General features: G+C 69.7%; 9 protein-coding genes. 2 read left to right on the top strand and 7 right to left on the bottom strand.

What is annotated here, in order from left to right:
* The first annotated feature begins 3 nt into the window (after positions 1-3).
* Positions 4-249: a DUF6587 family protein gene (locus PSESU_RS08250; RefSeq protein ID WP_013535313.1), complete on the top strand. Its 246-nt coding sequence runs from the start codon at positions 4-6 to the stop codon at positions 247-249.
* A gap of 73 nt (positions 250-322) precedes the next feature.
* On the opposite strand, the gene PSESU_RS08245 is transcribed toward PSESU_RS08250, so the two are convergent.
* The 6 genes from PSESU_RS08245 to PSESU_RS08220 all read right to left on the bottom strand — a co-directional run bounded on the left by PSESU_RS08245 (position 323) and on the right by PSESU_RS08220 (position 6,767).
* Positions 323-1,669 carry a glycosyl hydrolase family 8 gene (locus PSESU_RS08245; protein WP_013535312.1) on the bottom strand — a complete coding sequence of 449 codons (1,347 nt, stop codon included), beginning with the start codon at positions 1,667-1,669 and terminating at the stop codon, positions 323-325.
* Positions 1,670-1,735: 66 nt separating this feature from the next.
* Positions 1,736-2,488: an SDR family oxidoreductase gene (locus PSESU_RS08240; RefSeq protein WP_013535311.1), complete on the bottom strand. Its 753-nt coding sequence runs from the start codon at positions 2,486-2,488 to the stop codon at positions 1,736-1,738.
* A gap of 14 nt (positions 2,489-2,502) precedes the next feature.
* Positions 2,503-4,110, bottom strand: a complete 1,608-nt coding sequence (locus PSESU_RS08235) for a carboxyl transferase domain-containing protein (protein ID WP_013535310.1) — start codon at positions 4,108-4,110, stop codon at positions 2,503-2,505.
* Positions 4,111-4,212: 102 nt separating this feature from the next.
* Positions 4,213-4,563, bottom strand: a complete 351-nt coding sequence (locus tag PSESU_RS08230) for a hypothetical protein (protein ID WP_013535309.1) — start codon at positions 4,561-4,563, stop codon at positions 4,213-4,215.
* A gap of 564 nt (positions 4,564-5,127) precedes the next feature.
* On the bottom strand, positions 5,128-5,469 hold the full coding sequence (locus tag PSESU_RS08225; RefSeq protein ID WP_013535308.1) for a hypothetical protein: 342 nt from the start codon (positions 5,467-5,469) through the stop codon (positions 5,128-5,130).
* Between the two features lie 122 nt (positions 5,470-5,591).
* Positions 5,592-6,767, bottom strand: coding sequence for a thiolase family protein (locus PSESU_RS08220; RefSeq protein ID WP_013535307.1), 1,176 nt, complete (start codon positions 6,765-6,767; stop codon positions 5,592-5,594).
* 184 nt (positions 6,768-6,951) lie between these two features.
* Here PSESU_RS08220 and PSESU_RS08215 point away from each other — a divergent pair, with 184 nt between their 5' ends.
* A complete protein-coding gene (locus tag PSESU_RS08215; RefSeq protein WP_041764019.1) occupies positions 6,952-9,774 on the top strand; it encodes an autotransporter serine protease in 2,823 nt (940 codons plus the stop codon).
* Positions 9,775-10,603: 829 nt separating this feature from the next.
* On the opposite strand, the gene PSESU_RS08210 is transcribed toward PSESU_RS08215, so the two are convergent.
* Positions 10,604-11,692: an IS5 family transposase gene (locus PSESU_RS08210; protein ID WP_013535305.1), complete on the bottom strand. Its 1,089-nt coding sequence runs from the start codon at positions 11,690-11,692 to the stop codon at positions 10,604-10,606.
* Between the last annotated feature and the right edge of the window lie 168 nt (positions 11,693-11,860).

Below are 11,860 nucleotides of genomic sequence, written 5' to 3'. Positions count from 1 at the left end.
ACCATGCCGCTGTGGTTGCAGTACGTGATCGTTGGACTGGTGGTGCTGCTGGCGCTGTGGATGTTCCTGCGCCGCCAGTTCCCCGGCACCGTGCGTCGCGTGCGCATCGCCATCGCCGCGCCGCTGGTGCGCGATGGCAGGCCGGCGTGGATGCGCCGCGTTGCGCGGGTGGTCGCGCCGCCGGCCAGCGGGAATGGTGGTGCCTGCGGCGGCTGCGACAACTGCGGACCGGAGCCGCCGCGCCGCTAAGCGCGGCCAGCAACGCTGCAAAAGGAAACGGGCGCCTCGGCGCCCGTTCCTGTTTTCCGGTTGCTGGTAATGGTCAGTTCGCCGTGCCTTCCGGCAGCCAGGCCTTGTAGCGGCCGCTGCAGTGGAGCAGGGCCATCATGTAGAGCATGCCGTCGTAATAGCGGTGGTGGCCTTCGGGCACCGGCTGCTTCCACAGCTCGCGCACGAACTCCAGGCTGCGCGGATGGTCGGCGGCCAGCGAGGCGGTCGCGTTCATCGACACCAGGCCGGTGGTCTGGCCGCCGCCAAGGGGCTTGCCGTCCAGCGTGTACAGGCTGACGTAGCGGTCCAGCCCCTGGCGCAGGAAGAAGCCCTGCAGGCGGTTGCTCAGCTCCACCTGGCGCGGATCGGCGCGCCACCAGGACCAGTCCATCGACCAGTTCATCGCGGTACGCCAGGCGTCGTAGCGGAAGTCCGCCGATTCGGCGCGCCACGGCGCCGCCCACGGCGTGCCGTCGAAGTTGCCGTAGTCCGGGGTCAGGCCGGTCTCCGGATGGGTGGCACGCACGAAGTAGTCGCGGCTGACCTGCGCCGCCTCGCGCCAGAACGCGCGGTCGGCTTCCGGCCCCACGCGCGCCCAGACCTCGTAGAACGCGGGCAGGTGGTAAGAGGCGTCGGTATGCGCCGAGTTGCCCAGGTCCGGCGTGAAGCGGACCATCTTCGCGTCCTTGTCGAACAGGTTGATCGCGGTGGCCTTCTTCGCGGTCGAGGTGGGGCCGGTGATCGCCTCGCGGTGGAGGACGTCGCTGAGGATGCGGTCGGCCCAGGCGCGGTAGTCGTAGATGCCCTCGCCATCGCCCCAGCGCGCGGAGGCGAAGTACAGCGCGGTGATGAAGTACTCCTCGCCATCGGGTGCGGGCATCTGGTCGATGGCGGTGCCATCGGTGCGCACCGACCAGGCGAAGTAGCCATGCGCCGGATGCTTCGGGTCGGCGTGGTACATGTGGGTCATGGCCCAGTTCCAGATCGCGTCGAACTCGGCCTTACGGTCCAGCTGCACCGCGATCATCATCCCGTAGGACATGCCCTCCGAGCGCACGTCGTTGCTGTTGACGTCGTGGATGTAGGCCTTGGGACCGTTGTCGTTGCTGCCGGACGGGTAGTACACGGCCTGGTTGCGCGGGTCGCCGTGGAACAACTGGGCGAACGCGGCTTCGACCTTCGCTTCCACCGCGGCCGCGTCGTAGCCGGCCTCGGCGAACAGGTCGCGGTACTGGCCGGTGGCGACGGCGCCCGCGTCGCTGGCGGCTTCGGGCGCAGCGGCGGCGGGCTCGGCAGGCGCGGTGGACGCCCCGGGCGTGCCCTGGGCGCTGCAGGCGGTCATGGCCAGCAGCAGGGGCAGGGTGGCGGCCAGTCGCAGGACGGATGGACGGTGGTGCATGCGGCGGGATCCCCTCTAGGAAAGCGCCGCCGAACATAGCAGAACCGTGCGGTACTTCACGCCTTTTCAGCGGCCGCCGGCCACGTCGATGAAACCGCCGGTCGTGTAGGAGGCCTGGTCGGACAGCAGCCAGAGGATGGCCTCGGCCACCTCGCTGGCCTGGCCGCCGCGGCGCATCGGCACCATCGCCTTGACCCGGTCGACCCGGCCCGGCTCGCCGCCATCGGCATGCATGTCCGTGTAGATGAAGCCGGGGCGCACGCCGTTGACCCGGATGCCTTCCTGAGCCACTTCCTGGGCCAGGCCGCGGGTCATGGTGTCCAGCGCGCCCTTGGACGCTGCGTAGTCCACGTACTCGCCGGGCGAACCGGTGAGCGCGGCCACCGAGGAGACATTGACGATGGCCCCGCCGCGGCCGCCATGCCGGGTCGACATGCGTCGCACCGCCTGCTGGCAGCAGAGCAGGGGACCGAGCAGGTTGGTGGCGAATATGCGCTGGACCCGGGACGGATCCAGGTCCTCCAGCCGCGCCTGGGTCTCGAGCACGCCGGCGTTGTTGACCAGCGCGTCGAGCCTGCCGAATCGCGCATCGATGCCCTCGAACAGCGCGGCCACCTGCGCGGGATCAGAGACATCCGCCTGCAGCGCCAGGGCATGGCCGCCCTGGGCACGGATGGCCTCGGCCACGGATTCGGCTGCTTCGGCATCGCGGCGGTAGTTGAGCATCACCGTGTAGCCGCGTGTGGCGGCCAGGGTCGCGGTGGCCGCACCGATGCCGCGGCTGGCGCCGGTGACCAGCAATACCCGTGCCTCGGCCATGCCTGTCCTCCCGGTTACATGCGGAACACGCCGAAGCGTGCCGGCTCGATCGGCGCGTTGAGCGAGGCCGACAGGCCCAGGCCCAGCACCCGGCGGGTGTCGGCCGGATCGATGATGCCGTCGTCCCACAGCCGCGCGGTGGCGTACCAGGGGCTGCCCTGGTGCTCGTACTGCTCGCGCACCGGGGCCTTGAAGCTCTCCTCGTCCTCGGCGCTCCACTGGCCGCCGCCGCCCTCGATCGCGTCGCGGCGCACGGTGGCCAGCACGCTGGCGGCCTGTTCGCCGCCCATCACGCTGATGCGCGCGTTCGGCCACATCCACAGGAAGCGGGCGCCGTAGGCGCGGCCGCACATCGCGTAGTTGCCGGCGCCGAAGCTGCCGCCGATGACCACGGTGAACTTGGGCACGCTGGAACAGGCCACGGCGGTGACCATCTTCGCCCCGTCCTTGGCGATGCCGGCGTTCTCGTACTTGCGGCCCACCATGAAGCCGGTGATGTTCTGCAGGAACACCAGTGGGATGCCGCGCTGGTTGCACAGCTCGATGAAGTGCGCGCCCTTGAGCGCGCTCTCGCCGAACAGGATGCCGTTGTTGGCGACGATGCCCACCGGGCAGCCGTGCACGTGGGCGAAGCCGGTGACCAGGGTCTTGCCGTAGCGGGCCTTGAACTCGTCCAGCTCGCTGCCGTCGACGATGCGCGCGATCACCTCGCGGATGTCGAACGGGCGGCGCGTGTCCTTCGGCACCAGGCCGTAGAGCTCCTCGGCCGGGTACAGCGGCTCGCGCGGCTCGCGCAACGCCACGGCGGGCTGCTTGCGGCGGTTGAGGTGGCCGACGATGCCGCGCGCGATCTCCAGCGCATGGCGGTCGTCCTCGGCGTAATGGTCGGCCACGCCGGAGACCGAGGTGTGCACGTCGGCGCCGCCCAGCGCCTCGGCATCGACCACCTCGCCGGTGGCTGCCTTCACCAGCGGCGGGCCGCCGAGGAAGATCGTGCCCTGATCGCGCACGATGATGCTCTCGTCGCACATCGCCGGCACGTAGGCGCCGCCGGCGGTGCAGCTGCCCATCACCACGGCGACCTGCGGGATGTTGTCGGCGCTCATCCGCGCCTGGTTGTAGAAGATCCGGCCGAAGTGCTCGCGGTCCGGGAACACCTCGTCCTGCAGCGGGAGGAAGGCGCCGCCGGAATCGACCAGGTACACGCAGGGCAGGTTGTTCTCGCGCGCAATCTCCTGCGCGCGCAGGTGCTTCTTCACCGTCATCGGGAAGTAGGTGCCGCCCTTGACCGTGGCGTCGTTGGCGACGATGACCACTTCCTGGCCCATCACCCGGCCGATGCCGCACACCATGCCCGCGGCAGGCGCCGCGCCGTCGTACATCTCCTCCGCGGCCAGCGGGGCGATTTCCAGGAAGGGCGAGCCGGGGTCGAGCAGGGTGTCGATGCGTTCGCGGACCGGCAGCTTGCCGCGTTCGACGTGGCGCTGGCGGGCTTTCTCGCCACCACCTTCGGCGGCCCGTTGCAGGCGCCGGTGGAGTTCCTCGGCCAGTTGCCGGTGGTGGGCTTCGTTTTCGCGGAATCCGGGGGAGCGGGTATCGATCTGGCTGCGGAGGACGGGCATGGGAATCGTCGGTTAGGCGTGCCCGGAGGATAAGCCACCGCGTCGCCTGCGCCTTCTGGCGCCGCAGCAAGGGCCGGCCGCGAGGCGGCCGGCCCGGATGGATCACTCGTTGTCGGTGCGGGCGTCGGCCGCGGCCTCGCGGGCCTTGGCGGCGGTGGTCTCGGCAGCGTTGGCGGTGGCGTCGGCAGCGTCGGCGGCGGCCTCGCGGGTGGCGGCCTCGGCGCGCTCGCTGGCCTCGCGGGCGCGAACCTCGGCCTCGGCGGCGGCCTCGCGGGTCTCCTGGGCGGCGTTGCTCGCGGCCTCGCGGGTGGCAGCAGCAGCGTGCTCGCCGGCAGCGGCGGCGTGGTCGCCGGCGGCCGAGGCCTCCTGGCGCGAGGAGTCGTTGCACGCGGCCATGCCGAAGGCGAGGGCGGCGGCGACGGGGATCATCAGGAAGCGGTTGCGGGTGGTCATGCTGGACTCCTGTTCCGGGGAATGGCGCCCGTTTGGCGCGCCGGAAGCATTCCCCGTAGCCAGTCAGGACGCTGTGAACCGCTGAACCGGTCAGTCAGCAATAGGCTGGGCCTATTGAGCTGGCGTTCATTTCCCTATTCAGTTTTGTGGGCCGGCGTCGTCCCTGCCGCGCAATGAAGGTGCAAGGGACGATGGTTATGCGCGAAACGGTCCCAACCGCGTCGCCCTTCCGCACGGGCTGCAGCCTGTTCCAAAGCGACCACAATCAGGCAGGACTGGAACAGCGAGGCACGCCGGTTCGAGGGCGCCAGACGACTCCAGTTGGCGTCATCGGCGCAGAGCCACGGCGACGCGCCCCGGGAATGGATCCGGAATCCGGCGCTTGTCTGCTGGGAAACTCCCGCGGCGCTTTTCGGTAAACGTTTACACACAGAGGTGCAGGGCGATTCCCGTCGGGTAAATCGTCGCCAGAAACCGGGGCGACGGGAGGAAGTTTCCGGATCCCGCGCAAAGAAAAAGGCCGCCGGTTTCCCGGCGGCCTTTCGTGCAACCTGGAAGCCGTTATTACTTCTTGGCTTCTTCGGCAGCGTCCTTAGCCTGCTCGGCAACGTCCTGAGCAGCCTCGGCGGTGTCGGCAGCAGCGTCGGCGGCCTCGTCGGTCGCAGCGCCGGCAGCGGCGCCAGCGGCGTCAGCAGCGGTGTCGGCAGCAGCAGCGGCCGAGTCGGCAGCGATCTGGGCGGCGTCGGCAGCCTCGGAGCCCTCGGCGGCAGCGGCGTCGGCAGCAGCCTGGGCCTCGGCAGCGGCGGTGTCAGCGGCAGCGGCGGCGTCCTGAGCCTGCTCGGAGTTCGAGCACGCAGCCAGGGCCAGACCCAGGGCCAGGGCGATCAGCAGCTTGTTGATGCTCATGTTAGGTATTCCTCGTCGTTAGTTTGGGCAACGCGCTGTTGCGCGCCGCCAACATGATGACAAGCCCGTTTCTGCTGTCAAGCAGCAACAGGTGAGTTTCGTAAAGAGCTCGTGAAAAACGATTACAGCATTTCCAGAGCGATAGCGGTAGCCTCTCCTCCGCCGATGCACAGCGCAGCCACGCCCTTCTTCAGGCCGCGCTTGCGCAGTGCATTGACCAGGGTCACGACCAGCCGCGCGCCGGTCGCGCCGATCGGATGACCCAAGGCGCAGGCGCCACCATTGACGTTGATCTTCTCGTGCGGAATGCCCAGGTCGCGGATCGGGGCCATGGCCACGACGGCGAACGCCTCGTTGATCTCGAACAGGTCCACGTCACCGACCGACCAGCCTACCTTGTCCAGCAGGTTGGAGATCGCGCCCACCGGGGCGGTGGTGAACCACTCCGGCTGGTGCGAGAAGGTGGAGTGGCCGACGATCTTCGCCAGCGGCTGGATCCCGCGGCGGGCGGCTTCCTCGGCCGACAGCAGCACGGTGGCGGCGGCGCCGTCGGAGATCGACGAGGAGCTGGCCGCGGTGACCGTGCCGTCCTTCCTGAACGCCGGACGCAGGGTCGGGATCTTGGCCACGTCGGACTTGCCCGGCTGCTCGTCGGTGGCGACCTCGACCTCGCCCTTGCGGGTGGCGACCTTGACCGGGACGATCTCGCCCTCGAACGCACCATTGGCAAGCGCCGCCTGGGCGCGGTTCACCGACTCGATCGCGTAGGCGTCCTGCTCCTCGCGGGTGAAGCCGTACTTCTCGACCGTCTTCTCGGCGAACACGCCCATCGACTGGCCGTCGTACGGATTGGTCAGGCCGTCCCACGCCATGTGGTCGACCGCCTGGAAGCCGCCGTAGCGGTTGCCGGTGCGCGAGTTGGGGATCATGTGCGGCGCGTTGCTCATCGACTCCATGCCGCCGGCGACCACGATCGAGGCCGAGCCGGCCTTGATCAGGTCATGGCCCAGCATGATCGCCTTCATGCCCGAGCCGCAGACCTTGTTGATGGTGGTCGCGCCGGCCGAGGTCGGCAGGCCGGCGGCCAGCGCCGCCTGGCGTGCAGGGGCCTGGCCGAGGTTGGCCGGCAGCACGCAGCCCATGATCACCTCCGACACGTCGGACGCGGGCACGCCGGACTGCTCCAGCGCGGCGGCGATCGCGGCAGCACCGAGGGTCGGGGTGGGGACGCCATTGAACTGGCCCAGGAAGGAGCCGATGGCAGTGCGTTTGGCGGCGGCGATGACGATGTCGGACATGGGGGGCCTCGCAAAGAGATGAGCCCCGATTATCGGCACAGGGGGCACGGGTGCGCCAGCGTCCACCCTGGCAGGCGACAAGGCGCGCGGCTTGCGGTATAGAACCGGAAACGCAGCCGGCGGCGCACCGCCACGTTTCGGGGAGAACGCAATGCAGGGAAGTGGCTACCAACACGCGGCCGGCATGGCCCGTTCACTTCTGGCGATCGCGATCGTCGCCACGCTCGCCGGCGGGCTGGCCGCCTGCGGTGGCGGTGGAGGCGGGGGCAATACCCGTCCCACCGTGCCGACGGCACCGCCACCGCCACCGCCACCTCCGCCGCCGCCGCCGACCTCGCCACCTCCACCGCCCCTGGCACAGCCCGGGATGGGCGACCACCTGTCGGTCATCCGCGGCGGTGCGGCCTACCGCGACGGCTACACCGGCGCCGGCTACCGCATCGGCGTGATCGATACCGGCGTCAACCGCAACCACCCCGGCCTGGCCGGGCGGGTGGCGGCCAACCTCACCTATATCGACCCGCGCAAGAACAACACCTCGGTCGATGACGTGGTCGGCCATGGCACCACCGTGGCCCTGCTGGCCGCCGGCGCCGCCGTGGGCCAGTGGCCCGGCGGCGTCGCCCCGGGCGCGACCATCCTGTCGGCGCGCATCATCAACGACGAGCGGCCGACGGACGACGGCTCGGGCCAGGGCAACGAGGTCACCGGCGCGATCGGGGTCAAGGGCATCCACCAGGACCTGGTCGCGCGTGGCATGCGGATCATGAACAACTCCTGGGGCGGCCTGTACTGGAAGGACGCGCGCGCCACCTCCGCCATCGCCGACGAGTACCGCTTCTTCATCCATGACCACGACGGCCTGGTGGTGTTCGCCACGGGCAACGAGAGCCGCGAGACGCCGACCGACATGGCCTCGCTGCCGAGCCAGCTCGGCCCCAACAACACCACCCCGGCCGCCGACCTGGAACGCGGCTGGCTGGCGGTGACCGCGGTCGATACCACCCAGCCCCACACCCTCGCGTACTACGCCAACGCCTGCGGCGTGGCGATGAACTACTGCCTGGCCGCGCCCGGCACCGCGGTGTACCCGGGCCACGACAGCACCGCCGGCAACATCAAGTACTACTACGGCGCCGGTACCTCCTATGCCGCGCCCCTGGTCTCCGGCGCCGCGGCCCTGGTGTGGGAGAAGTTCCCGTACTTCAACAACGACCTGGTGCGGCAGACCCTGCTGGGCACGGCCGCCGACATCGGCGCCCCCGGTCCGGACGAGGTCTTCGGCTACGGCCTGCTGGACGTGGCCGCCGCGCTTGGCGGCCCCGGGAAGTTCGACTGGGGCGACGTCGAGGTCAGCTTCAGCGGCGAGTCCACCTGGAGCAACGACATCACCGGTGAAGGTGGCCTTACCAAGCGCGGCAGCGGCACGCTGACGCTGGGCGGCTACCTGAGGTACACCGGCGACACGCGGGTCGAGCAGGGCACGCTGCGCCTGCCGTCGGGCCTGGGCAGCTCGGATGTGTACGTGGGTGCGAACGGGCGCCTGGTCGACACCGCCTTCCTTGGCAAGGACCTGGTCAACGCCGGCGTGGTCCGGGTGGATGGCGTCGGTGACAACGCGACGGTGTTCACCGTAAATGGCGACTACACCCAGCAGGAGGGCGGCCGCCTGGAACTGATGCTTGGCTACGGCGGCCTGGACGTCAGGGGCAAGGCGACGATCGAAGGCGGCGACGTGCAGGTGGTCGGCGTGCGCTCCGGCTACGTCTACCAGGCGCGCGAGGACGTGATCACCGCCGACGGCGGCATCACCGGCCGTTTCGACGGGTTGGGCACGGGCCCTGGCGTGTTCCTGGATGCCTCGCTGATGTACGGCGCCAACTCCGTGTGGCTGGACGTGCGGCGCGTCGATGTCACCGCGACGGCCAGCTCGCTGGGCATCGCCAACCCGTATGCGCTGGGCGCGGCCAACCGGATCGAGGCCGCGTTCTCGCTGCTGGATACCGGCGGTGCCGCCATCGATGCCGGATTCAGCCAGATCGCCGGCGACTTCCAGCGTATTGCCGACGCCCAGGGTGCGGCCGACTCGCTGCGCAGCCTGTCCGGCGAAGTGCACGCCGCGGCCATGGCCGCGACCTTCGATGCGCTGGACATGGGCCGCTTCACCCTGTCCGGGCGCATGGACCGCCTGGCCGGCGGCGCGCGCCATGCGGGCGGCTGGTTCGAGGGTCTGGGTGCGGCGAACCTGGCCAGCAGCGGCAGCGGTGCCCAGGTGCGCGGCTGGATGGCCGGCCACGACATGCGCCTGGACGGCAACCTGGTCGCGGGCATGGCGGTGGCCGAGACCCGCGGCGACAGCCGCTTCGTCGGCCTTGCCGACCGCAGCCGCGAGCGCCAGGCCCAGGTCCAGGCCTATCTCGGCCTGCAGGGCGAACACGCCTACCTGTCCGGCCAGCTCGGCAGCGGCCAGTGGCAGCGCCAGACCGACCGCGAACTGCTCGCTGGTGCCGGCCGCCACGCCGTGCATGCCGACTACGACGGCAGCTTCCGCATGGCCGCGGTCGAGACCGGCTGGCGCTTCGGCCACGCTGGTGCCGGCCTGGTGCCGTACCTGGGCGTTGAGCATGCGGAAGTCGACAGCGACGGTTTCCGCGAGCACGGCGCCAATGGCTTCGGCCTGCGCACTGGCGCGCTCGACGCCCACCGCAGCCAGGCCCTGGCCGGCCTGCGAGCGTTCGGCGACCTCGGCAACTGGCGCCTGCAGGGCCACGCCGAATGGCAGCAGACCCTGTCCAGCGATGGCTTGACGCCGCTGGCCAGCTTCGTCGGCCTGGAAGCCTGGTCGCCGCTGGCCTCGGTCGACCCGGCCCGCTCCGGCGGCCTGTTCGGCTTCTCCGCCCGCACCTGGCTCAGCCCGCGCTCCCAGCTCGGCTTCAGCCTCGACCAGCGCTTCGGCCCCCGCGGCGACGCCCGCCAGGCCACCCTGCAGTACGCGCGGGAGTTCTGATCCGCGCGGCCGGGTGCCGTCGCGACGTGCCTGGCTGATGGATCTACCCCTCTCCCACGAGAGGGGTAGGGGAGTCGGGCGGTTCCCAAGCGCTGTGTGACCCCACGCAATTCGAGCGCTCTCCCGGATGCGGCCTTCGGCCTTGGCCGGGCTACGCATTCCCAAGTCCCGCCGTCCCGGCGCAGGGCGCGACGCGCCCCCAAAGCGGATGGGCGTATCAGGGGCGAGGTCACCGGATTCCTGCTTCCGCAGAGAAGCCGTCGTCTGGAGACGGAGGCGGCTGTGTAGCCCGGGTAAGCGAAGCGCACCCGGGACAGGCATACGTGTCAGATCGCGAGAGGCTTGGCCACGGCCTCATCCCCGGATGCGGCCTTCGGCCTTATCCGGGCTACGCGGTGTGTCTGCGCCGCGGTGAGGAGGCGCGGACGAGTGTCGCGAACTCAGTCCGCTTGGCTACCGACTGACTGCTTAAGTCTCCCGCGGCGAGGAGCTTTGAGCGCCCGCGGCACCGGAGCCCGGGTAAGCGAAGCGCACCCGGGATAGGCAAACGTGTCAGATCACCAGAGGCTTGGCCATGGCCTCATCCCCGGATGCGGCCTGCGGCCTTATCCGGGCTACATGCTGCGTCTGCGCTGCGGCGAGGAGGCGCGGAGGAGTGTCGTGAACCCACACCCCGCCTAGCAGCCTGTTGAAATTCGACCCGGCGAAGCCCCCGACTCGGTCGGCAGCGCGGATTTCTCGCTGCTCAAGCGCTCCGCAAGCGCGTCCCGCGCTCTGAAACAAGCCCGCTTTCGGGCTTCCAGGCGCACCTTCCCCGCCGGGGCCGCCATCACGCGGCCCCCGCGGCAATCAGCTTCGGCAGGCGGACGAGGTTGCTCGCCGCCATCGCCAGCTGAAACAGCGCCTCGACCTTCGTAAGGCCGCGCTGCTTGACCTGACGCATTCCGGCAGCCGCCTTGAGCCATCCGAAGTGCGTTTCGATCCAGGCGCGCGTCCGCAGGCTGATCGCATACCCGGCGTGTCGGGTAGTGCGGCCATCGATGGCGCTGCGGCGGTGCGAGGTGTTCTGCGCAACGTGCGGGGTGATACCCATGGCCCGACAGCCCGCGACGAAGTCCGCCGTGTCGTACCCCTTGTCCGCGGCCAGCGTGCGCCGTCGTCGGCCGCGCAGCGAACCAAGCATCGCCAACGCCGCGTCACGCTCACCATGGCCGCTGGCCTGCGTGACACACGCTGCACGCACCAGGCCGCTGCGATGCTCCATGAGCACATGGGCCTGGTAGCTCAGCTGCGCCCCGGTATTGCCCTTGCGGTAAAGCCTGGCGTCCGGATCGCTGGCCGATTCGTGCGTGTCGTTGCGACGCTTCTGACCCTTGAAATCAGGCTGGGCGTTGCGATGCCCACCACCCGGTGGGTCCTTCGGCGTCCCATCCTTGGGACGGAAGCTCTTGTGCGAGGCCCACGCCTGCAGCAGCGTGCCGTCGACCGAGAAATGCTCGTCCGACATCAGGCCCCGCTTTTCCGCCAACCGCACCACCTCGGCCAGAAACTCGCTCGCCACCTCGTTTCCGTTCAAGCGATCCCGGTTCTTCGAGAACACGGAGTGATCCCAGACCGGCTCGTCGATCGCGATACCGACGAACCAGCGGAACAGCAGGTTGTAGTGGAGCTGCTCCATCAGCATCCGCTCGCTCCGGATCGAGTAGAACAGCTGCAGCAGCTGCGCCCGCATCAGTTTCTCCGGCGCGATGGAGGCGCGGCCGGTATCGGCGTACAGCGCCGAAAACAGGCCGCTCATGCGCCTGAGCGCCTCATCGGCCAGCTCCCGAATGGATCGGAGCGGATGGTCCGCCGGGACGAAGTCGGCGAGCTTGGCGACCGTGAACAACGATTCCTGAGTGACGTCTGCACCGCGCATCCCACGCCCTCCACTATGGCTGAGGTCGATATCGCAAACAGAGGGCTTGAAAGCAAGCTCTGGCGCGGGAGAATTTCAACAAGCTGCTAGCTACCAACCGTCCCAACGGCTCTCCGGAGGCGTGGGGCTTTGAGCGCCCGCGGCACCGTAGCCCGGGTAAGCGAAGCA

This window comes from Pseudoxanthomonas suwonensis 11-1 (genome assembly GCF_000185965.1).
Lineage (GTDB): Bacteria > Pseudomonadota > Gammaproteobacteria > Xanthomonadales > Xanthomonadaceae > Pseudoxanthomonas > Pseudoxanthomonas suwonensis_A.
This window is presented reverse-complemented; position numbering and strand designations above follow the sequence as displayed.

What these genes read in the sequence shown, in the direction of transcription:
- PSESU_RS08240 (WP_013535311.1), bottom strand. Translation starts at nt 2,488, where the DNA reads ATGGCCGAGGCACGGGTATTGCTGGTCACCGGCGCCAGCCGCGGCATC.
- PSESU_RS08245 (WP_013535312.1), bottom strand. Translation starts at nt 1,669, where the DNA reads ATGCACCACCGTCCATCCGTCCTGCGACTGGCCGCCACCCTGCCCCTG.
- PSESU_RS08225 (WP_013535308.1), bottom strand. Translation starts at nt 5,469, where the DNA reads ATGAGCATCAACAAGCTGCTGATCGCCCTGGCCCTGGGTCTGGCCCTG.
- PSESU_RS08230 (WP_013535309.1), bottom strand. Translation starts at nt 4,563, where the DNA reads ATGACCACCCGCAACCGCTTCCTGATGATCCCCGTCGCCGCCGCCCTC.
- PSESU_RS08235 (WP_013535310.1), bottom strand. Translation starts at nt 4,110, where the DNA reads ATGCCCGTCCTCCGCAGCCAGATCGATACCCGCTCCCCCGGATTCCGC.
- PSESU_RS08215 (WP_041764019.1), top strand. Translation starts at nt 6,952, where the DNA reads ATGGCCCGTTCACTTCTGGCGATCGCGATCGTCGCCACGCTCGCCGGC.
- PSESU_RS08250 (WP_013535313.1), top strand. Translation starts at nt 4, where the DNA reads ATGCCGCTGTGGTTGCAGTACGTGATCGTTGGACTGGTGGTGCTGCTG.
- PSESU_RS08220 (WP_013535307.1), bottom strand. Translation starts at nt 6,767, where the DNA reads ATGTCCGACATCGTCATCGCCGCCGCCAAACGCACTGCCATCGGCTCC.
- PSESU_RS08210 (WP_013535305.1), bottom strand. Translation starts at nt 11,692, where the DNA reads ATGCGCGGTGCAGACGTCACTCAGGAATCGTTGTTCACGGTCGCCAAG.